Origin of the sequence: Flavobacterium sp. (assembly GCF_017744675.1) — a bacterium.
GTDB lineage: Bacteria > Bacteroidota > Bacteroidia > Flavobacteriales > Flavobacteriaceae > Flavobacterium.
This window is the reverse complement of the sequence record NZ_JAGIAV010000006.1, coordinates 323,419-346,917: the sequence shown is the minus strand read 5'-3', so window position 1 is coordinate 346,917 and position 23,499 is coordinate 323,419. Positions and strand designations below refer to the sequence as shown.

The following is a 23,499-nucleotide window of genomic DNA, read 5'->3' as shown; positions in this document are numbered from 1 at the left end:
ATCTCACGCGGGATTCACATTCTGTTGCCGACCTACTTGTGTGATTCCTCGTTCCTCGGAATGACAAACTATATGGATATTCTTTGTGTTATTAAACCTGACAGGTTTTTAAAACCTGTCAGGTTTCCATTGAAAATATTCCTATATAACTAAATCACTATTGCAATAATGACTTTAATTTAGCCAAAGTATCAATATTATTCTCGATTTTCGTCCAATCTACTTTGCTGTTTGGATCGATTCCGTTGAAATATTTTTCGATGTTGGTGTAACCGTCTCCGTTTGAATCTTTATTGGCATCTGAAGCATCATTTGGATTTAAACCGTATTTCTTTTCCCAAGCATCTGGAATTCCGTCATTATCAGAATCTTTATATGTTTTTCCTTTGTAAGTTGGGTAACCGCCAACTTGATCTGGATGTGTTATAATTCCTTTTTTATAGGAATCAGCAGGTAATCTTCTTTTGATGAATTCTTTACCTATTGTATTTTCTAAACCGTCTTTTACTTCGATTTTTCCTGTACGAACTTGTTTCAAAATTCTTTCATCAACAGCATCTCTTTTCGGAATTGTCGCTCCAACATTCGCTAAAACATATTCATATGCTTCTTCTGCTCCCATAATTTTAAACTGAGGCATTGAGAACGGTTTTGGCTGTTTGATTGCTGCTAAAAATGCTGCCGTTTCAGCTTCTGGAAGATTTTCCAATTGTACTCCGCCATTCCAGTTATCTGCTGTAACCTCAGGAGAACCAACAATGAAATTTCCTGAAACATAAGCTCTTCCGTATTGTTTTGGCTCAATATATCCAGATTCAGGCTTTACAATTCTATGTGCAATCGGCTCTCCTGCTGGCGTAATTGGACCTGGTTTAAAATAATTGTTGATGATGTTTAACATCGAACGATAATCGCCGCCATCTAAGGTACGATTCCACCAATTAAATATTACGTTATTCACAAAATTAAAGTCGCCATACATTCCGATAGAAGCATTTCTAGAAATGTTGTCGGCCCATAAGTTACGCATAAAAGTACTATTTAATCCACCAATTGTACTTCCGAAAGCGTGATTATAAGTATCTAAACCTTCTGATGAAATAGTATTTTGAATCGTGATATTACACGCTGGCAATTTCTCTAGTTTCGATTTTGCATTAGCGGCAAATTGATGTCTGTAAAGAGAAATATTTTCGTCTAATCCCCAGCTTACAGAACAATGATCCACGATGATATTTCCCATCGGATTTCCGCCAAGTGCATCATCTCTTCTTGTTACTTCGGTTGCACCACGTCTGAAACGCATGTGTCTGATAATAACGTCGTGCGTGTCAATTTCTAAAGTTTCTCCCGCAATGCAAATTCCATCGCCAGGAGCAGTTTGTCCAGCAATGGTTACGTAAGGCGCACGCATACTGATTCTTTTTTTCAACTGAATTATTCCCGAAACATTAAAAACGATTGTTCTTGCTCCAACGGCTTCGCATGCTTCACGAAAAGTTCCTTTTCCGCTGTCTTCTAGGCTGGTAACCACAAATATTTTTCCGCCACGTCCGCCTTGTGTATATGCTCCGCCTCCTTCAGCACCTGGAAAAGCTGGAATATCGGCTTGTACAAAATCTTTAGGATAAGAAGCCCACGGCAAATAAGGTTTTCCTTGTTTTGCTTCTTCTTTAATAATATGATAATTGGCATTCCAGATTTCGCTTAATCTCTTTTCTTCATCAGCTAAAACAGCATCTGCTTTTGCCTGAACCTCTTTTGGAATTACAGGATATTGAGCGTAGGCCGATGACACAAGGGAGCAAAATGACAAAGCCATTAAAGTTCTTTTTATAGTTCGCTTTGGAAAAATATTTTGCATGAATGGTGTGGTCTAGTTAATAGTTTTTGGTGTTAGGCTTTAAGAGATTATTCTTTCGAAGTAGCATCTTTTCCTTTATTCTTTTCTCTCTCTTCAATGCGTTTGTGCCATTCTGAACTTTCTTTATTTAAATCGTAACCTTGCTTTGATAAATAGTTGTTGATTCTTCCTTTGTATTTCCCAAACCAGCCGTGTTTTTCTTTAGATGACCCCGCATCCATTGCGTGTTCTCTGGCTTCAACCAAAGCATTATAAATATATTCTTTCTGTTCTGCGGTTAAGTTTGGAAGCATGTCGTTGTAACCTGCAACCGTAATTGGAAGCACGCCATACGTCATTCCGTCTTTGACTTCAGTAATTTTGTCTTCTGATAATTCTTTACCTAATTTTTTAAGGTACGATTTATGCAATTTTGCAATTGACTCGTCTGCTTTTGCTTTCAGCTTGTCAATTTTTTCGTTTTGTTTTTCTTTAGCTAAAGAAGTGTCTTCTTTTACTTTTTTTATTTCAGTGTCTCTGCCGTCTTGAATTTCGCTTAAATCTCTGAATTGCTGTGCTATTATATTTGAAACGGCTTTTTCTTTTGCTTCGTTTTTCAAATCTAATTTTACGACGATTTTAGCTGCTCTTTCGTTGGTAACTTTGACATATTCTGGATCTAAATGCTGTTGTGCAATATTGCTTCCAAACATCAAAAGCATCATTACAATCCCTACAGTTTTTATTGATTTCATCTTAATAAATTTTATGAATTACAATATTAATCTGCTTAATCTGCGGGCTATTTTTTTTCTCTCGCAGATTTAGCAGATTTACAGATTTTTTATTCTGCTGTTTTTAATCTCGCTGATTCTTATTTTAAATCTAATAAAGGTCTAACTAATGTTTCTTTGTTATTCGCTAGATCTTTCCAGTTTACTTTTATTGCGGGATTTACACCGTTGATGTAATCTTCAATATTAGAATATCCGTCTCCGTTTAAGTCTCCTTGTGCGTCAGATGGATCATTCGGGTTTAAACCGTATTTTTTCTCCCATGCATCTGGCATACCATCTTTATCTGTGTCTACATAAGGTTTTCCTTTATATTCCGGATATCCGCCAACTTGAGAAATGTCTGTAATGATTCCTTTTTTATAAGAATCCATCGGTAGACGTCTGTGTTCGAATTGGTAGAAAGTCTTTTTCTCTAATCCTTTTGCATATTCAGGAACTCCGGTTTTTACAGTTCTTACGATTCTTTCGTCGACTTTATCTCTAATTGGCAGCGTTGCTCCAACGTTTTTAAGAACAAACTCATACGATTCTTCAGCTGTCATAAATTTATTGAACCATGGCATTGGGAAAGGTTTGTCTACTTTCATTTTAGCAAAATATGCTGACGCTTCATCATAAGTCATTAATTCCCCTTTTTTGTTTTCAAGCTGAATTCCACCGTCCCAGTTGTCTTTCGTCACTTTTTCATTTCCGTTCACTACGTTTCCGTTTACGAAAGCTCTACCAAAAACCATGTATGGCAATTTGCTTCTTCCCGATTCTGGTTTTAAAATTCTATAGCTGATTGGCTGAGTTAAATCGGTTACAGGACCTGGTTTATAGAAGTTGTTGATGATGTTGTAGTTTGCTGTGTAATCTCCACCATCTGTAGATCTGTTGTACCAGTTGAAAACCACATTATTAACAAAATTGAAAATTCCATTCCATCCAATAGAAGGGTTTCTACCAGCATTATTAGCCCACATATTTCTCATGAAAGAGCAGTTTTCTCCACCTAAAGTACTTCCGAAAGCATGATTGTAAGTGTCTAAAGCTTCTCCAAATAAACTGTTTTGGATGGTAATATTTACTGTTCCCACTTTAATATCTGGATATCCTGGCCCTGGGTTGTACATGTGCCTGTAAATTGACATATTTTCGTCTAATCCCCAAGTGGCAGAAACGTGGTCGATCATGATGTTTCCAACTGGGTTTCCTCCAATTGCATCATCACGACGTCCTACGAAAGTTTCTCCGCGACGGAAACGTACATGTCTGATAATTACGTCATGCGTATCAATCCAAGTTGATTCTCCTGCAATACAAATTCCATCTCCGGGAGCAGTTTGCCCAGCAATTGTAATGTAAGGTGCACGAATGATTAATGGACTTTTCAATCTGATAATTCCAGCAACGTTAAATACCACTATTCTCGCTCCTCCTTGTTCGCAAGCTTCACGTAAAGTTCCAGGTCCGCGGTCTTCTAAGCTTGTTACTGTGTATACTTTTCCTCCACGACCTCCAAAAGTGTACATTCCTCCTCCTTCAGCACCCGGGAAAGCTGGAATTTCAGCCTGAGGTAAATCTGTTGGTCTTGATGCCCACGGAATGTATGGTTTTCCATGTTTTGCTTCTTCTTCAATAACAACTAAAGCTTTTTCCCAAGCTTCGTCAGAAAGTCTTTGAGCTTCTTCTTTAATTGCTTTTTCCTGCGCTTGAACTTCTGGACTAATTTTTGGATACTGGGCAAAGCATTTTGCGCTTCCTAAAAAAAGCAGAGATGCGATAAATAATGCGGAATTTTTCATGTTAATTTCTAGTTGTGGTAATTCTTTTTAAACAAATCACCTGTATCTTTTGACAAGTACAGGTGAAAAGCTTTGTATGTTATTTCTGTTTTTTTATTGTAAAAAAATTATTCTTGGTAGTTGAAGGTTCCAAGTCCACCAAAGTTATCATTCCAACCAATAGTTTGTAATAGCCAAGGATTTGAAGTTAAAGCCGTTGTATTTAAACCATTAATATAATAGTTTGGATTGAATTTGATATTAACTGGCGCTCCATTAAAGTTATCCATAGGAGTAACTAATGCTGTACGTATAAAGTTTGCATTATAAAATGCTGCTAACGTTGTTAATTGAGCTTGGAAATTTGCCGCATCTGGGTCTGCCACTATACTTGCACGAGCACTAGCCAAAGGATCTGTAGTTGCTGAAGTTGTTGAAACTCTATATTGCAAAAAGTTACCTGTACGTTTAGTTCCGTTAATTGGTGTTAAACCTAATTTACTAACAGTACCACCTACAACTCCAGGCAGAACTTCATTATCATATAGCATCCATCTTTGAACATCCCAGAAACGTTTTCCTTCGTAAGCTAATTCTACTCTTCTTTCATATAAAACCGCTTCAATAGCTTGATATTTATCTGACAATGTACCGATTCCATAATTATTCGCAGCTGGTATACCAACACGATTTCTGATTTTTCCTAAATAATTTAAAGTATTGTTGGTCTGCCCTAAAGCTGCATAACACTCTGCAATATTCAATAATAATTCAGCGTAACGATATTCAAAAATATCTGTTCCAGAATACTGGAAGTTAGTTTCTTTACTAGCATTAATGTTAGTCATTTTTCTAACAAAAGCTGGACTAGATATTGCAGTATTACCATCTGAGAAACCAGCTTTATTTGCACCATCTACCCAACGGTAGGCCCAAAGTACACTATTAGGAGTTTCTTTACTTCCCCATTTAGAGCCAGAAAAAGCAAAGGTTCTGTAAAATCTAGGATCTCTGTTTAAGAAGAAAGTAAAATCGTTGTAGCCATTTGCGGCAGTTGGTCTTTTACCATCAGCCATTGGAAACAAATCAATCATTTCTTTAGGTGCAGCTACTCCTCCACCTGTTCCACCAAGACTTAATAAACGAATTCCTTTTTCCCATGAATTGTTATTTGATTGTGTTATACCAATTCCGCAAAGTTGCACTGCAATTGCTTCTGAACAAAAAGCATTATCAATCAAGAACATTTGTTCCCATTGTTTTGCTGTGCTTCCATATAACCCATAACCGTCAGCAGTCAATTGAGCTTCTGCTTCCAATCCTGCTTTCAAAGCCGCTTCCCAACGCTCATTTGATCCATCCCAATTTTTATTGAATAATGGACTAGCAAATGTTAAAAGCACTCTAGATTTCTGTGCCATAGCAGCCCCTTTTGTAAAACGTCCATAAGCTCCAGAACCCCAGTTTCCAGGCAATAAACTTGCGGCCATATCTAAATCTTTAACAATTTGTGCTACAACTTCAGAAACTTTTGCTCTAGGTAATTGAATTGAAGGATCAGTAGCCGATGCATCTTGAACAGTCGTTACAATAGGAACACCTCCATAAACACGCATTAAATCAAAGTACTGCATAGCGCGCAGGTAGTACATTTGTCCTTTTGACTGATCGCGAAATGTTTTATCCAAATTTGCACCTTTAACATCTACATCTTCTAAAAAGGCATTACATTCTCTAATTCTATTGTAAGGATGGTTATTAATACTAGTCGCTAATTTTGCTCCATAATAACCACTTGCATCAGCTGAGTTTATAAGTGTTTTGTTCGGATTGATAAAATCCTGCGTACCTCCTATTTCTTCCGTTAATCTTGAGTTTGTATCTGTATAAGATCCAATAATAGTAGCAATTGGAGACTTATAAGCACTATAAAAATCATAATATTGATTGTCTACATAAGCTTGTACACGCTCTTGAGTTTGGTAGAAAGTATCATCGTAAAAACCATAACCTTTCTTATCTTTTAAAAAATCATCACTACAAGAAACAGCACCTACTGCAAGTAATAGTGATAACGTTATATATTTAAATGGTGTTTTCATAATTTCTTTTAATTTTGATTAGAATGATACGTTAAAGTTAAGCGACCAAGTTCTAAGTGTAGGATAATTTACAGAAGAGTTATCATACATATTTCTATAATGATTTGGATAAGGATTGTATAAATCCCAAAGATTATTACCTGTTACACCCAATGTGATGCCAGAAATTTTTGTATCTGCAAAAACTTTCTTAGGAATATCATAATTAAGACTTAAGTTTCTAACAAAGCAACGGAAAGTACTGACCTGCCAAAAATCTGATGGACTAGACATATAGGTCCATTGTGCTACGTTTGGATACTTACCATTTGGATTATCATCACCATACATATCGCTCCAGAAGCTTTCTCGAGACCACATATTGTGCGCAGATGATGTACCTTGATTTACTAAATCTACAAAATTAGCACCTCCCCAAGAAGTTGATATTTGAGTTCTTAAAGAAAATGCATCATATTTGAACCCTAAGTTTGTTACAATATTATAAGTTCTACTGCTATTGGCTAATTTCACATAATCGTTTTCTTTCATGATTTGTCCGTCTGCCGGTGCTAAAGTTCCATCTGGAGTAAGCTGTCCAGCAACATCCTGATAAGCTAAAGATCCTTTTCTCATACCTGCCATAGAATTGATATCAAAATATCTTGGTACTCCTCCAACTGCAGTAGCACGCTCTGTTAAATATGCCCAGTAATTAGCAATATCTTCATCTGTACGCAAAATACCATCTCCAGTTGATGTTCCTTTCCATACTGCAAATCCCCACACAGGATTAAATGTTGAATAACCTACACGTGTAGTATTGCTTGATGGCACAAGGTTTCCTTGATCAGGATACTTTTTGATTTCATTATTGTTATAAGCAAAGTTTACTCCAATATTGTAACTCATATTACTTTTTATCTTATCACTCCAGTTAATTGCAATTTCATGTCCCCATGCATCAATTTGACCATAGTTTTGTTCAGCATATGCTCCTCCTACAGAAATTGGCACACCTACAGCACTACTCATGTCTGTTAACATGTCTTTATTTTTATCGTAATAGAAATCATAAGTTAGGCTTAATCTGTTTTTCAACAAATTAATATCAACTCCAACGTTGTTTTTTATAGTAGTGTCCCATGTAACATCTCTATTTGGATTTACTCTAGGAGTTAAACCATTCCCATTAAATCCACCACCGCTAGTTGCAGTACCAGGTCCAAACTGAAAACCTTTATCTACGATAAGATCATAATATTGTTCCCATCTCCAAGGCTGAATATTATCTTTTCCCGTTTTACCAATAGAGTAGCGAATTTTAAAGAAGTCAACCCATGGCACACTTTTTTCAAACCAGCTTTCTTTAGACATTACCCACCCCAATTGAACAGATGGGAATGTTCCCCAATAATGCTCTGGTGCAAATTTTGTTGAAGCATCGCTACGAAGAATAAACTGAAACAAATATTTTTGTTTATAGCTATAATTTAAACGTCCAAAATAAGACAGTGTACCTCCTTCAACTTTTGTAGCTTGACTGTTAGAAGTGCTTAATGTTCCTGCAGTACGATAATCTCCCAAGTAATCTTTTCCTGTGTTCTCATAAGCCAAACGCGTAAATGTATTGTATATTTCAGAAGCCTCTCCACCTACCATTGCTCCAATTTGATGGTCTCCAAAAGTTCTGTCATAGTTGATCATAAAATCTCCTTGAGTACTTTTACCGTCTGTATTATTATAATAAACTCTTGAGTTTCTTACATTCGTCTCTAGAATATAACTACCTGTTGGATTCGTTGTAGCATTATAAAAACTAGGATTAGCAGCACTTGCTAAGTGTTTATCTTGAAGTTGATAATCTCTAATTCTAGCTAAATCATATGGCAATTGAATTTGCTCTGTATATGCCGAACTTTGATTTCTTGAATACGTTACTTTAAAAGATAATCCTTTAACAGCCGCAAGCTTATAATTTAACGAAGCATTTACGTTGAATGTATTATCATTGGTAACTTGATGTGAACCATTATTCAAATTGGCAAAATAATTCCACCCTGCAATATTATTATTTGCATTCGCACTTCCAAAGTTTTTGTTTGAATTGGGAAAAGGAGAAACATAATAATTTTTACCATCTATATTGGTTTCCCAAGGCACATACTGTGGCATATGCAATAAGAATCCGTAATCTGCCTGTTCTCCACCAGCAGCAGAAGCATAACTACCATCACTAATGTTTGATGACGCTTTTGTAAATGATTTATCAACTGTACCAACATTCCCAGAAACAGAAGCAGAAAAATCTAAATTCTTAGCAATTTTTGCGTTGATACCTGTACGGAAGTTCCATTTATCATATTTTTGATTTCCTAAGTTTGCATCTTGTGTCAAATAAGTTGCACCTGCAAAATAGGTAATATCTTCAGTACCTCCAGTAACATTAAACGAGTGTTTTTGCTGAATAGCTGGTTTCCAAGCTTCTTTTAACCAGTTATAATTTAAGCCTTTCATTTGCTCTAATTCTACATCTGAATATATGGTGGCTGGATCAATTACAGCAGGCGCAGCTACTCTCGATTTAAAGAATCTATTACTGAAAACTCCAAACTCATAAGCATCCAATACTTTACTGTGGCTAACTGCATCATTTATTGCAAATTGGCTATTGTACGAAAACTTTGCCTTACCAGCTTTACCGCGTTTTGTTTTAACAACAATTGCTCCTTGTGAAGCACGCGAACCATAAATTGCTGCAGAACCATCTTTTAATACCGTAATACTCTCAATCTCAGAAGGATCTAGTCTATTAAACTGCTCTAATGTAGGCTTACCATTACTTGGATCAACTTGGATCATATCGTCAATGATGATTAAAGGAGTACTAAAACCACCATCTTTAGACAAACTAAATGTTTGACGAATCGAAATACTTCCTGCTTCACCCGGACGGCCAGTTCCACTCGTAACATTAACACCTGGAACTAATCCTTTTAAGGCATCAGATAAATTAGTTACTGGCAAATCCATTACATCATCTGGCTTGATAGTAGCAATAGCTCCAGTAAGTTCTTTTTTCTTCTGACTACCATAACCAACTACAACTATATTTTCTAATTGATTAAAATCGTCTTCCATTTTTGCATTAACGATCGAACGATTATTAAGCGGAATTTCTATTTTTTTCATTCCAATGAAAGAAAAAACTAAGGTTCCTCCACTTTTAACTTTAATCTGATACTTTCCATTGTAATCTGTCGTCACTGAATTTTTAGTAGATTTCTCCGTTACATTAACTCCAGGCAATAGTCCGCCGAGATGATCTGTAACTGTTCCCGTTACTGTAACTTGATTACTTTGAGCATAACTCAATACACTCATCAGTGTAAACAAAAGAAAACTACATCTTTTTATAAGTGCTTGTTTCATAAATGTTTTTTTGGTTAGGTTATTAATGTTAGTTAGTCATGTTTAATGTGTCACTTAACAAATTCTTAATGGAATCTTAAATCAATTTCATTAAATGTTTAAAACACATTTATTTTAATATTCCAAAAATATGACGATGACATATTAGAACCGTCCTGCTGTATCCTGTTTTAATCATGTTTATATCAAAAAAAACACTCAAAAAAAACAATATTAATAAAAAACAAATGGAAAAAATGGACGAACTAAAATATTTAAGACAAATGTTTGCTTAAATCAAAATTTAAGAACCCATTTCAAACGAAAAACGATAAGATTATTATCAAAAATAAACATATAGTATATATTCTTTAAAACTCTATTCTATGATAGCTGATAAATAAGAGCTTATAAAATGCTGTTTTTTACGAAAACGATAGAGAGGAATACTCAAAGTATATTTTTTTGAGATAAAAAAACTTACAAAAGAGCCTTTCTGAAACATACAGGTTACACCAAAAAAAAAGTTAATATTTTTTAGAAGAAGCTTATATTTTTAAACGTAAATTCTGACCAACGAAATTCAAATGGCTTTTTTTCGTTTTTTAGATGGCCACACTAGCAGATGCTTTAATCTTTTAGAGAGCAACTATAGAATTCTAATAAAAATGGCATAAAACTAAAAATGCTCAGTATTACAACCGAGCACGTTCCAATTATGAAAATTTTAAAACTAAATATGAGCTTACTTATTTGGATTCCATCCGTTTAAAACCAAATCTCTATCGTATTTTTTGATCTCCTCTTTCTTTAATTGATGCGACCATGCAACACGTTGAGATACATATTTAGTACTTGCACCTTTACTTCCAAATTCTGCATAATACGCTGTTTTATCTTTATCTGGAAATCTAGCATCGCTCCATGCATTCCACCCTTCTGAAATAATATGCGAACCTATATCTGTATTGATAAAAACAGTTTGGGCATATGGCCTCCAAGGTCTTCCCAAAAATACTTTGTCAACCGATTTGTCTTTCGCAGTAAGCTTGCAATCGGTAAAAACAAAACCATAAGATTGTCCTTGCGGAGTCGAAGCTGCTGTAATATAAGAGTTGATTAAACTTTCGATGGTACATTTATAGAAATAAGCAGTTGCTGCGCCGAAAATAAAATCGGTTGTTCCGTTGATGAAACAGTTTTCAAAATAGGTTCGAGTATTTCCTTCAGATAAATAAAGCGTATCCTGATTTCCTAAAAGATTGCAATTCCTTACGATAACTCTATCTCCTTTAATATGAAGTGCCACAGCCTGTCCTACTCTTCCTGCTGTATTTTCAATAGTTAAATTTTCAAGTGTACAATCGTTTCCTTTAATCAGGAAAGAATAGGAAGTTCCTGTCCCAAATTCCTTTTTCCCTGACGGATCTGGTTCGCGAAGCGGTTTTCCAGAATAATCATCAAATGAAATAATGGTTTTATCTCTGTCAGTTCCTTTTAAAGTAATGAAGGATTTAGAAACTGGAATTTCTAACTTCTCCACATATTTCCCTGGCTTTATAGTTATTATCACGCGTTTTTCTGAATTGTCTTTTACATTATTGATCGCTTCCTGAATGGTTTTGAAATCTCCAGAACCGTCTTGGGCTACGGTTAATGCTAATTTGTTATCGAGCGTTTGGGCTGATAAAATAGAACTAAAAGTAAAAAATAGGGTTATAATGTATTTCATCAACTTTTTCTTAATTGCAATATCGCTTATTAAATACATATTGATTGAAATTAATACCAATCAACACTGCCATCATCTTTAAGAAGAAATACTTTTCTCGTATTATTTGATTCATCGACAAAATGATATAAAGTATTTGTTGTTAATGATAAATTTGAGACCATACTCCATTCATCTTTTTTTAAATTTTCTTGTCTTACTTTTCGACAAAGCTCATTATTTGTTCCAAATTCTAAGATTTTGACATCGTTCTTAGCATTTTTTAATTCCTTATTTACATAATTATTTAAGTTAGTGTTGTTTTTAGGATGTAAAGAACTTAGATAAATTATTTCTCCAAATTTATTGATAATAAAAGGTTCATTTAATTCTTGCAATACAGAATAGCGAAATTTAGTAACGCAGTACAAATTATCTTTGGCTACATTCTCAAATATTGCAGTTGGTTGATCTGGATTATATGAATAATCAACAGGTCTCCACCAATTATTTTTCCAGATACATAGATAAAGAGCTTCCCGATATTTTTTTTCTAATGGTATTTCGATATTTGCTGTTTCGAAATACTCTGAAGTTACATCAAGATTATTGTTTTCAAAAAAATCTGGATGAATCAGTTTATAGTCATTTTTTATTGAATTTTCTGGTGCTATTTCAAATTGTCTTCTGTAGACTTTTGGTGCATTTTTATAGGGCAAATTAAAAAATCCTGGGCCGTTATTGGTCAAAGCATCAAAGGGATATTTTTTTTGTTTTTTTACATCCAATACAAAGCACCAACCGTGTCCTACATCTTCAGAAGCTTTTTTATATCGAATACCATCAAAACCACAAGGAATTCCAAAGGCACGAAGTGCAAAAACTGCTAAATTGCACATATCATCACATTTGCCTTCCTTGTCAAGTAATAATTCTGAATAAGAAGGAACTTTTTTTCGAGAAAAATATCTGCTTCCACCAAATTTAAAACGTTTTTGATAAATTTTGTTGATATAACTTGTGGCAGCCAGAACATTTGTGAAACTATAAATAGAATCTTTTTGTTCTTGCGAAAAATCATCTAAGATCTCCTTTCGCCAGCATTCTAATCTCTCATTACTTACTCTGTACGGTAGAACATATTCGTAAAAATCAGCATCGGATATATTTCTACAAAAAGGACTTTTTTCTTTTACCTCAAATGCGCTATCAATGTTCTCTATTAAAAATTGAGCAGAAATATGTTTTGAATCAGGAAGAAAAGTTTCTCTTTCTTGCAATTTCCCTCTAGTTTTAGCAATTGAATCTAACCATTTTTTTTGGGATGTTTCATCCTTGAAATTAGATATATTATAATTAACAATAGCACCTTTATTATCTACCCAATCTATTAAAACGGTACCCTTACTACCTATGTTTGCAATTAAAAATAGTGCAGCCTGCAATTTATCTTGATTTCCTTTCTTTTTATAGTGATTGACGACAGACATTAACTCTGGTTTGTCTTTAATTGCTTTGACTACAGCACTTCTATCAATTTGTGAATAACAATTAAATCCAAGATAGAATATTATAAAAAAGTATTTCATGAATTTTGTATTATAAATAACAGAAGCACCAAACTTGCTAACATTTGGAACTTCTGTTATTGTTACACCTACTTGGTTTTGTCAATAAAGATTTGTTTTAAACTAAAAAAACTTTTTACTAATCAATTCTTGTAATTGATAAAATTTCTCCCGTATGAGAATTTATTTCAATTTTATATTTGACAGGAACATTGTATAATATACTGCCTCCATTAACTTTATACTTATTTTCTCCTTCATATTCTACTATTGAAATTGAATTTTCAAAATAATTATTATATGATCCCATCCAATGATCCGTATTATTTGAATCTACCCAATGCGACGAAAAATTAGTTAAAGGTGATGGAGATACTCCATTTACATAATAAAATGGAATAGTTGAACTTCTATTAAGTAGTTGCTCTATTTCGATATTCAAAGTAAAAACATTTGTTACAATTTTAACATTTGTTGTACAGCCTTCGCCATAAATATTGTTAATAACGGGTGGACTTATTTCATATGTTTCTGCATTCACATAACCTAAAAATGTAGCTGGAGAAAAATTCATATTATTATAAAACACTCCAGAATTAGGGTTCTCAGGGTTCTCAATACCAGGTAACGGTGGCTGTGGATCTGGTGGAGCAGGTTGATCATCTTCCCAACAAACCTGTTCATATTCAGGAAGTACGATTAATCTGGTAGTGTAATAGCAATATGTTGACTCAAGATCTCCATCACATTCCTCTTCTGTCGCATAGAATGACACATAAAAACCTGTCCAACGTTGAGCACAAATTTTAAGTGATTTAGCAGTAGATGTTCCAAACATTTCAGATAACTTTTCTTCACTTGCTTTTCGTTGAACTAATCCTGGATTTCCATTTTTTATTCCTAAAATTTTTGCATCCAAAGCCATAAAATATCCCCTCCACGTTCCTTTATTCCAAAAAGGCAGTTTGTTAGTTGTCTTTAATTGCGTACGAGAAGTCATATCAAAAGTAGTTTTCCCTTTACCGTCTTTAACTAAAGCAAGTACTCCTATTACATTTTCTTTATCAGTACTTAAAAAAGGCACAAGAATTCTTTTTTTGTTTTCAATTAACAAAAATTTTGCTTCTTGCCATAATACTTCATTTTTAGAAAGCCTTCTTTCCAATGATGCAGCATATTCACTTTCTTTCAGCTCTTCAATAACATTTTTTAAAACTATATTGTCTCCATTATAAACCCAAACATTTTTGGGGTTAGTTACTTCTATTTCATCTTTTTCAACTTTATCAGCTGCACAAGATGCTAATAACAGGAACATAAAAAGAATTTGAATTTTTTGTAAATTTTTCATCATAATTATAAGGTTTGGTTATTAATTATTTTAAAGTTAATTGATTCCTTGCCTTTTGCTTGATTCGCATTACTTCTGGGCTCGGAACTTTTATAGTAGTTTCTAAAATTTTTTTTGCATAATAAGCAGACTTGTTTGCATCATGTTTTCTATTATAGAAATCTAATAATTGCTCTAGTGGTACAAACAAATGAGGAGAAACATAATGAATTCTTAAATAATCATTCTCTGCAGACTTATAATCTCTGAGCTTTTCATTAAGATTTGCAGTTTTTTTATATAGTATTGAAGCGCCTGAAAAAAGTTTTGCTTTTTCGTAATAAACTAATGCTTCTTTCGGATTCGTTTCTTCTAAAGAGTTTGCATAATTAATTAAAAATCCTGCGTCATTTCCTAACCTTAAAGCAGCATTACTATAAAGAGTACGTGATAATTCAGGATTAGAAAATTGTGATTCACTTGCTTCTTTCCAAAATCTAAAACCTTCGTACTTATAATTGACCAAAAAAAGTATTATAGCACTTACTAGACAAAATAATAGCTTTTGTAATCTGTTTTTTATATCAAAATTTACAAATACAACTGGCGAATATTTTTGCAAACCAATCTGATTAAGAAAAAGTAATTTAAATGATAAAAATTGAAACGGAAATGACAATTGTGAAAAAACAAAAATTGCCGAAAAAAAGGTTAATGAAGCTAATGATGAATTTTTTTTCACACAAATCCAAAAACTTTCATCTGATTTTAAAATCCACAAAAGACATAAAAGGATTAACAATATTCCTGTAAGACCATTTTCAATTAAAAATTTTAAAGACTCATTAAATGTCTGTTCAGTAAACCCTGCAAGAAGCATCTCCCGATCTGTTCCTCCATTCATAAAGTATTCAGACTGAAAATCAAGATAATGCGCTCCAAAAAAGCCATATCCAATACCTGTAATAGGATTGTTTAAAAATGATAAAAATGTTATTTTCCATATTAGTAATCTACCATAGACAGAATCCATTCCTTTATGAAAAATTATCAAACATAAAAAGACAGGTATTATGAAAAGAACATACCTTAATTTTTTCAATTTTATAATACCTTTTGCTAAAAGTAAAATGAAAAAAGCAACCAGTACTGACAACATTGCTGCTCTTGAAGCACTTTTAATAAGCACAAACAACAAAAAGAGAGTGATTAAAACATAAAGCAGTAATCTTGAATATTTTTGTATCGTCTCTTTTTGAAAAAGCTGATAAAGTACTAAAGTTAAAACAAGTGCAATAAATCCTCCCAAAGGAGCAGGATTAGAAAAACCACCCAACATTTTCCAATAATAATTCCCTGAGTCAACGTATCCATAGAATTGAAGTAAACTATAAAATGATAATAAAAGCCCTACTCCAATGACACAATTATAATAGTATATGATTTCTTCTTTATCTAAACTAATTGTTTTAATTGAGAGATAATAAATTAGAAGAGATATTGTATTTAAGATGTATATATCATTAAAAGATCGCAATCTGAAAACACGCGAAAGCAACACTAAAATTAAAACCGAAACAATGAGGATATCGATTTTACCCAACTTTACAGGTTTGCTACAAATTATAAAAAGTAAAGCACTAGTGACAAGAACAAAAAATAACCTGTAGTATTCAAATTCCTTCTGAATCCAAAAATCTGCATTGTAATTATAAACCAAACTCAAAAATAGAGCACTTGTCAACAGAAAAAGCTTTATGCAATTTGTTTTTATTAAGGCAGTCATTTCTTATTATTAAACAAAAGTAAATATATAAACTATTACGTCTTAAAATAAAAATAATACTAAGAATATATATACAAATAATTCATTTTTGTTAAATATATAACTTGTAAAAAAAATATAATACTTTAACTAATAATGTTAAATCAAAAAATAATTCTTAAAAACTGTAAATTCTAGTATTTTTATTGTTTGATTAATGCGACATCCAAACCGTCATTTCTCCTTGTCCTTTATTTCCCCATGCAAAATACGGAATCAATTTTACAGTCAAAGATTTTCCGTCTTTTGTTGAAATAGGTTTGTAAAGTGTTTTATTCCAAGAATTATCAGCAGCAATTTTTGAAGTCGCTTCAATTGTAACTAATTTTCTGTTTTTCAATTCCGTAAAATCAGGTTTAAAATCAGAACTCAGGTTCAAAATCACATCATTTACACTTGTATTCGCAGGCAACTGATCTGATTCTAAACAATACACCAAAGGACCTCGTTTTACAGCCACCTGATTTTTCACTTCTTCCACTAACGGATTCGCTTCCATCAATTCAACAGGCATTGTCATATTCAATTCGATCACATCACCTTTTTTCCATTTTTGATTTAATTTCAAATAAGTTCCTGAAACGATTTGATCTAAAACTTTCACATTATTAACTAAAACTTCTGTGTCCTGGCTCCAACCAGGAATTCTTAAAAAGAGAGCCTGTAAATCTTTTGGCGCTTTAACAATTTTCAAAGTTACTTTTCCGTCCCAAGGATAATTCGATTGCTGTTCAATTTCTAATGCTTCTCCGCTTAATGTTTTTGTATTCAAATTGTTACTTCCGTATAAATTCACATATAAACCTTCTTTTGAAAGGTTATAAGCGTAATTTCCAACTTCGGCAACCGTTCTGGTTACGTTTGGCGCACAACAGTTTGATAATGCAATATAACCTTCACGTACATTTCCCCATCTTTGGTGAAAAGGCAAATCGTTTGACACATTCAGCGGATTGTTGTACAAAAATTTATCTCCTTCTAAATTCATTCCGGAAAGTACACTGTTATAAAGCGCTAATTCTACAATATCAGCATATTTGGCATCTCCAGTAATTTGAAGCATTCTCCAGTTCCACAATACATTCCCAATATTCGCGCAAGTTTCGGTGTGAGCCGTTGCATTTGGCAATTGAAAAGGTCTTCCATACGCCTGATGAATTTTCTGCACCACAGTTGGATCATAAGAAGTTCCGTCTGGTGAAACTCCATCATATAACGAACCACAGCCTCCTGTAATGTACATTTTACGGTATGTAACGTCATCCCAAATAGATTCTAAATTGTCTAATAATTTCTTTTCTCCCGTTTCTGCATATAAATCTGCAACTCCTGCATATAGATAATTAGCTCTTACAGCGTGCCCCATCGCGGTGGTCTGCTGTCTAAACGGAACTCTATCTTGATTATCATCGGTTCCATCATTCGTAGTTCCGCGAATGTCAATCAGATTATTAGCCAACTCTAAATATTTCGGATCTTTTACGGTTCTGTACATTTCGACAATTCCCATATAATGAGACGGACAAATCGCATTTCTAGCCAATTCTGGCGATGCTTTTTTGTAGAAATCATATAAGAAATCGGCAACTCCTTTGGCAATATTCAAGAAATTTGTTTTTCCAGTAGCACGATAATGAATACAAGCTGCCGTCATTAAATGTCCCATATTGTATTTCTCGAAACCCAGTTGTTTTTTAACTTCTTCCGGGCCTAACGTTCCCCAACGTTCGTCAATTAAAACGGGAGTATGAATATAACCATCTTTACGCTGTACTTTCGCGAAAAGCGCAATGGCTTTATCCATTTCAGCATCAAGTTTTTTATCTTTTGTAACAGCATAAGTCGCTGCCATTCCTTCAAAAATCTTGTAGAAATCACCATCATGAAAAGAAGGTCCTTTGAAAGTTCCTTTGCTTAATCCTGCCGCAATTTCGAAGTTTTTATAAGCATGAGAAGTTTCGCTATGATACAAATCCCACATGTATGGCAAAGTGTTTTTAGTTTCTACATCAAATTGTTCTTTCCAGAATCCGTTGGTCCATTTTACATCTTGTAAGCCTACGCTTTGCAATTTAGAATACGGACTTTGTGAATTCGCAACCAAACCTTTGTTTTGAGCCACTACTCCAACACTAATAAAAAATAAGCTAAGGGAAGCATTTAATAAATTTTTCATTCTACTATAATTTTGAACCATATAAGTCATATAAGTTCATTTAAACTAAACTTTTTCCAATTTAACCAGATTGATATAAGTTCATTTAAGTAAAACTTAAAATTTCTTATATGACTTATATGGTTTAAATATTTACTTCACAAAGAAATTAATAGTTCTGCTCATCGAATCTCCATCAGCATCTTTTACTGTTAGTACAAATGATGCAAATCCTTTATTTTCGGAAGTGAACTGAATTTCTTTTCCTTTTAAACTTACTTTACCGTTTTTAACTTCAGTTAAAGTATAAACGGGTTTGTTGTCGTATCCTTTGAAAAGATCGGAAGCAGCTAAAACCTTTTTATCCTTTAAATTGATAAAATAATGAGGTTGAGCCAGCCAGTCTAAATAATTATCCAGTTGTGTGAATCCGTCTTTATCAACATCTGAATTTGCATCTGAGAAATCTCCTGCTGGTGAATTTTCGTTTAAACCAAAAGCTTTTTCCCACCAGTTTGGCAATCCGTCATGATCGGTATCCCAATCTGCAGAACGAGTTTCTGACGGAAAATTTGGCCATCCTCCAGCATCTTCTTCACTATCAATCATTCCGCCATAACCGCTTTTACTTCCTTTATAAGTATATGTTCCCTTTAAAGTTTCATCTATAATTCGGTTATCGTGTTTGTCAAAATACGGCTGATTTGCACCAACATCTGAAAGTACATTTTTATAAGCTCCTTTAGCCGATTGTGTATTTACATAAGATTCAAAAAACGGCTTATTTACGAAAGTTTCATACTCCACTTTCTCCTTATTGGTTACAGTAAATTTTCTGCCTTTGTCCTGTGTTTTCTCATCAAAATAACCCGGCATGACATTTCCATCAAAGTAATAACGCTGCATTCCTTTTCCAACGCCTTCATGCTGTGCATTCAAAGCCACAAAAATCTTAGTTGAAGCTCCTGGTTTATAATAGTTGTTTACAAAGTTAACTTCGTTTGCACCACCGTCTGTGGCCCTTTTTCCCCAATTATAAACTACGTTATTACGAATATCCAATCTTCCAGTATAAAATCCGTCGCCGCTTAAACCACCGCCAATACTCCAGTTACGACCTTCGTTGTGAGCCAACAGATTGTGATGGAAACTTCCGATATCTCCGCCAATTGTTGCCGCATATCCGTGCATTTTTCCTGCTTCGTATTTATCGTGTCCCGCTACGTTTAAGGCCTCAGAAATTAAAGTTCTTTGCAAAGTAATATGATGCGCACCACGGGAACTAAACGATTCATCAATAGTCCAGCTGATGGAACAATGGTCGATAATACTAAAATTAGCGCCCGTTAATCCCATTCCGTCAAACGTTTTTCCACCACCAATTCTCACCTTCAAAAAGCGAATAACTCCGTCATCTCCCGTTAATCCAATTGGCGCTCTAGTAACCGTAATTCCTTCGCCTGGTGCAGTTTGTCCCGCAATGGTAATATAAGGCTGATTCACAACCAATCTCGAAGCCAGTTTAATATTTCCCGAAACATTAAAAACAATCGTTCTAGGTCCAATTTCCTGATTAATAGCATCACGTAAACTTCCTGGGCCGTCATCGTTTAGATTTGTAACTTCGATTACTTTTCCGCCACGTCCTCCAACAGCATAACGTCCGTAACCTTCAGCACCCGGAAAAGCCAATTGAGCAGGCTTAAACGACCAAACATTTCCTAAAGTTTCCTGACCGTTGCTATCGACTTCATCTACTCTCCAATAATAGGTTGAACCACTATACAATTCTGAAACAGAGAAATTTTTATCAGTTAATTTTCCTTTGAATTCTTTTGAAGATTCTGTTGCATTTGCCACCGCATTTTGATCTAAACCGAAATACAGTTTATGCGCCACAACATTTTTTGGAGCATCCCATTTTAAAATAACATTTTTATTAACTTCAACATGTTCGTCTCTGTTTTTTGGTTCTGGAGTGCGTGCCTGATTCATCAAGTTTGGTGTATCGATTTCAAAACCGTTAACCACAATTTGTTTTACAACATCTGGATTGTTGGTTGGATCAATTTCAAAACGAACAATTACATCTTTTCCCTTTTCTGTGTTGAATGAAATATAGGCCATCGAAGCATCCACCTTAGCATTGGCTCTCTGACTCGCATTTACGGTTTCCTGAAGTTTTCCGTTTACAAAGATTTTAATCGGTGAAAAAGTTTTTCCTGTAATGACATCAAATGCATTATGAAAGGTCAACAGCGTATGTTTTCCTGCTACTAAACCGCTAATTTTCAGTTCTAAATTTTCGGCTGTAACCAATCCGTCAGAACCTAATCTATTGTAATATGGAGCACTCATTCCGACCTTGTACCATTTTGAAGTAAAGTTTCCTTTTAACTTAAAGGTGACTCCATTAAAAGTTTTTTGGTCTTCTTTGTTTTCATTAATTACCCACGAATCGTAACTCGGATCGTGAACTTCTTCTAATCGTCTTTGAAAAAAGTCAAAATCGACTTTTACGACTTGTTTGTCGGTATTCTGTGCTTGCCCGTTGGTCGCCAAAAGCATCGCAAGAACCGAAGCACTTATTAATTTCTTAATCATTTTTGTGTGGTAATAGTTAGTTTAATCTTTTCAGTTTCTGATTTTCCAATCAGGTTTATAATGTCTTTTTTTCTTTCTTCTGGAACTACTTTTAAAACCTTTACTTCTCCATTAACCAATTCGGCTTCAACGGTAGTATTTTGTTTTGCATATAATTTAAAATGAACATTCCATTCTTTTGGCCAAGCTGGAAAAAGATAGATTTTTCCAGCTGTTTCTTGCAAAAGCATTTCCTGCATGCCAATCATTCCCGAACCGCCCCAATTGTGGTCTGGAACCCAGTCAAAACCTGGTCCCCAAAACGCAGGAAAACGTCGTTCAGAATTCGCCATTTTCAACGTATTGTATTTTGCTGCTTCATTGGTCAATCCTAAACGAGCAGCGAAAATATTGTCTTGTTTCCAACCCACATGACTTCTGAATTTTAAAGCATCAGGATCATATTTCCATGTATTCAAAGCGGTTTCTAAATCTGGTTTACCAACGCCGTAAATTCCCCACGGATAAATAGGGTACAATTGGGGCACTTCTGAATTATTAACACGTTCCCAAGTCTTCGCAGGAAGCAAAACTTTATGATTTTCAATCTGCCCAAAATTCAAAGGCGGAATTCTCGTTTGAAATGCTTTCAAATAATCAACATCTTCTTTTGATAATTCTTTCTGCGAAAGATTTAAAAGCTGTTCTGTAATAACTTGTAAAGCCGAAATCGTACTATTTGAGTTATTCGTCATTTTGTAAGTTTCAGCAGCTGAACCCGGAAAAAGAATTAATTTTCCGTTTCCGTCTAAGGCTTTTCGACCTCTTTGTTTCGCTAAATATTGATAATGTTCATCGAAAAAACGAAGACAGCTAATAATGAATTGGTTGTATTTCTGAATGTCTTCTTGAGCATATTCTTTCTGCTGTAACATCATTTGGCAGAATTCTAAAACGGTGTCCCATTCGTATTCTAACCAAGCATTGTATTCCATTCCCGGATCGTAACCTGCGGGACGTTTCCATTCGTATTCAGCTGGATTTGGAAGTCCGAAATTTTCTAATTGTTCTGTGAACGATGCTCCGTTGTGTTTCCAATAGACTTTACTGCGTAATTCGGCATTTTTTTGAAGACTTACATAATAATCCAATTGTGATTTCATCATGTCAAAATCACCGCTTTTTACCATCGGAAAATAAACCAAACGCTGGTTTTGAGCTGTCATCGTTCCTCCGCCCCAATTTCTAAAATCAGGTGTAAAATTCAACTCTTTATTCGTGTAAACAGGATCAACCGTAAAAAGTCCGCCGTTGAATTTGGTTGGATATTTTCCGTAAGCATTGCATCCTAGCATGTATCGGAACAATTGATAATTCTGCCCAATTTGATAAACGGAATCTTTGACTGCAGATTGATTTTTTTGTGTGAAAATAAAACTGCGGTTCCAGAAATTGTTCCACCATTTTATCGTGTTTTTCTCGGCTTGCTTTGCTGTTTTTTTATTCGATGAAATCAAACTTTGCAAGTCATTATTCCAAGTTGAAAAATCTGATTGACTTGTGTTTAAATAAATTTCTAGCGAATGTTTTTTTGAAGGTTTAGTACTCGTTAAATTAAAACCTTTGAAATCGGTATCCTGATATTTTCCTCGATACGTTCCGTCTGGTTTTAAATTATCGCCTTTCATGAATCCACCGAAAGTCAAATTCGCAATCGGATTCAACATTTGATCTTTAACCGATTCCATTTTCTGCTGTTTTACAGCAACATCAAATACAGTTTGTTCGCGATTTCGGTGATAGAATTTAAGTCCGTTATTTTCAAAAGCAATCGAATCTTTAAAAATGACAACATCACCCTGAGGTGCCCATTTATAGGAATTAGCATTATTTTCTTTTCCCTTTGAAATACGGTTTTGATGGCGCCAGCTTTCATAAGAAGCCGTCATTTTCAGCGGATTTTTGCTTTCTAAATCGACATGAATAATCGGTTTAAAAACATCCACCCAAAGTTTGATTTTAGTGTCATTTTGTCCGACCAAAATATAACCGTCTTTTAGTTTCAGTTCCTGACGAAAACCAGCTGCCCCTTCAAACGGATTCGGACTTAAAGTAATTTTCACGCGACCTAATTTCAATAAAGTATTATGTTCGTCAAAAGTCCCGCTTCGTGAAAAATAAAAATACAAATTTCCTTTCTCGACCCAGACATTCGTACCAATATCACCGCCGCCCAAAGGCATAGATTCTGATGAATTTGCGCTTTGTGTTGTCCAAACTTGATTATAACTATCGAGTACAGGAATCTGTGCTTTGATGCAAAGCGTGGTGAAGAGAAGTATGTATTTAAAGTATTTCATCATTTTCGTTTCCTGCAAAGTTTTCAAAATCTTGCAGGTATTATTTTTTATTTTTCTCTCGCAGATTTC

The 23,499-nt window shown here is 34.3% G+C and carries 12 protein-coding genes; all 12 read right to left on the bottom strand.

Annotated features, from left to right (window positions below; genetic code table 11):
• Positions 1–157: 157 nt before the first annotated feature.
• A complete protein-coding gene (locus tag J7574_RS20115; protein ID WP_290972931.1) occupies positions 158–1,864 on the bottom strand; it encodes a polysaccharide lyase in 1,707 nt (568 codons plus the stop codon).
• Positions 1,865–1,911: 47 nt separating this feature from the next.
• Positions 1,912–2,598 (bottom strand): DUF3826 domain-containing protein, encoded by a 687-nt coding sequence (locus J7574_RS20110; RefSeq protein WP_290972929.1) that lies wholly within the window; start codon positions 2,596–2,598, stop codon positions 1,912–1,914.
• A 119-nt stretch (positions 2,599–2,717) separates the two neighbouring features.
• On the bottom strand, positions 2,718–4,427 hold the full coding sequence (locus J7574_RS20105; RefSeq protein ID WP_290972926.1) for a polysaccharide lyase: 1,710 nt from the start codon (positions 4,425–4,427) through the stop codon (positions 2,718–2,720).
• A 107-nt stretch (positions 4,428–4,534) separates the two neighbouring features.
• Positions 4,535–6,508 (bottom strand): RagB/SusD family nutrient uptake outer membrane protein, encoded by a 1,974-nt coding sequence (locus J7574_RS20100; protein WP_290972923.1) that lies wholly within the window; start codon positions 6,506–6,508, stop codon positions 4,535–4,537.
• Positions 6,509–6,526: 18 nt separating this feature from the next.
• Positions 6,527–9,919, bottom strand: a complete 3,393-nt coding sequence (locus tag J7574_RS20095; RefSeq protein ID WP_290972920.1) for a SusC/RagA family TonB-linked outer membrane protein — start codon at positions 9,917–9,919, stop codon at positions 6,527–6,529.
• A gap of 724 nt (positions 9,920–10,643) precedes the next feature.
• The gene (locus J7574_RS20090) at positions 10,644–11,669 is read right to left on the bottom strand and encodes a pectinesterase family protein (protein WP_290972918.1); all 1,026 of its coding nucleotides are present in this window, start codon (positions 11,667–11,669) and stop codon (positions 10,644–10,646) included.
• An 11-nt stretch (positions 11,670–11,680) separates the two neighbouring features.
• Positions 11,681–13,198 (bottom strand): transglutaminase domain-containing protein, encoded by a 1,518-nt coding sequence (locus J7574_RS20085; protein ID WP_290972915.1) that lies wholly within the window; start codon positions 13,196–13,198, stop codon positions 11,681–11,683.
• Between the two features lie 118 nt (positions 13,199–13,316).
• Positions 13,317–14,531, bottom strand: a complete 1,215-nt coding sequence (locus J7574_RS20080; RefSeq protein ID WP_290972912.1) for a hypothetical protein — start codon at positions 14,529–14,531, stop codon at positions 13,317–13,319.
• 22 nt (positions 14,532–14,553) lie between these two features.
• Positions 14,554–16,293 (bottom strand): O-antigen ligase family protein, encoded by a 1,740-nt coding sequence (locus J7574_RS20075; RefSeq protein WP_290972909.1) that lies wholly within the window; start codon positions 16,291–16,293, stop codon positions 14,554–14,556.
• A gap of 193 nt (positions 16,294–16,486) precedes the next feature.
• The gene (locus J7574_RS20070; protein ID WP_290972906.1) at positions 16,487–18,508 is read right to left on the bottom strand and encodes a glycoside hydrolase family 127 protein; all 2,022 of its coding nucleotides are present in this window, start codon (positions 18,506–18,508) and stop codon (positions 16,487–16,489) included.
• 132 nt (positions 18,509–18,640) lie between these two features.
• Positions 18,641–21,091 carry a T9SS C-terminal target domain-containing protein gene (locus J7574_RS20065; protein ID WP_290972903.1) on the bottom strand — a complete coding sequence of 817 codons (2,451 nt, stop codon included), beginning with the start codon at positions 21,089–21,091 and terminating at the stop codon, positions 18,641–18,643.
• Positions 21,088–23,433 carry a DUF5703 domain-containing protein gene (locus J7574_RS20060; RefSeq protein ID WP_290972900.1) on the bottom strand — a complete coding sequence of 782 codons (2,346 nt, stop codon included), beginning with the start codon at positions 23,431–23,433 and terminating at the stop codon, positions 21,088–21,090. The genes J7574_RS20065 and J7574_RS20060 overlap by 4 nt, the downstream gene beginning before the upstream one ends.
• Positions 23,434–23,499 lie beyond the last annotated feature (66 nt).

What these genes read in the sequence shown, in the direction of transcription:
- J7574_RS20085 (WP_290972915.1), bottom strand. Translation starts at nt 13,198, where the DNA reads ATGAAATACTTTTTTATAATATTCTATCTTGGATTTAATTGTTATTCA.
- J7574_RS20100 (WP_290972923.1), bottom strand. Translation starts at nt 6,508, where the DNA reads ATGAAAACACCATTTAAATATATAACGTTATCACTATTACTTGCAGTA.
- J7574_RS20075 (WP_290972909.1), bottom strand. Translation starts at nt 16,293, where the DNA reads ATGACTGCCTTAATAAAAACAAATTGCATAAAGCTTTTTCTGTTGACA.
- J7574_RS20060 (WP_290972900.1), bottom strand. Translation starts at nt 23,433, where the DNA reads ATGATGAAATACTTTAAATACATACTTCTCTTCACCACGCTTTGCATC.
- J7574_RS20110 (WP_290972929.1), bottom strand. Translation starts at nt 2,598, where the DNA reads ATGAAATCAATAAAAACTGTAGGGATTGTAATGATGCTTTTGATGTTT.
- J7574_RS20105 (WP_290972926.1), bottom strand. Translation starts at nt 4,427, where the DNA reads ATGAAAAATTCCGCATTATTTATCGCATCTCTGCTTTTTTTAGGAAGC.
- J7574_RS20080 (WP_290972912.1), bottom strand. Translation starts at nt 14,531, where the DNA reads ATGATGAAAAATTTACAAAAAATTCAAATTCTTTTTATGTTCCTGTTA.
- J7574_RS20090 (WP_290972918.1), bottom strand. Translation starts at nt 11,669, where the DNA reads ATGTATTTAATAAGCGATATTGCAATTAAGAAAAAGTTGATGAAATAC.
- J7574_RS20115 (WP_290972931.1), bottom strand. Translation starts at nt 1,864, where the DNA reads ATGCAAAATATTTTTCCAAAGCGAACTATAAAAAGAACTTTAATGGCT.
- J7574_RS20095 (WP_290972920.1), bottom strand. Translation starts at nt 9,919, where the DNA reads ATGAAACAAGCACTTATAAAAAGATGTAGTTTTCTTTTGTTTACACTG.
- J7574_RS20070 (WP_290972906.1), bottom strand. Translation starts at nt 18,508, where the DNA reads ATGAAAAATTTATTAAATGCTTCCCTTAGCTTATTTTTTATTAGTGTT.
- J7574_RS20065 (WP_290972903.1), bottom strand. Translation starts at nt 21,091, where the DNA reads ATGATTAAGAAATTAATAAGTGCTTCGGTTCTTGCGATGCTTTTGGCG.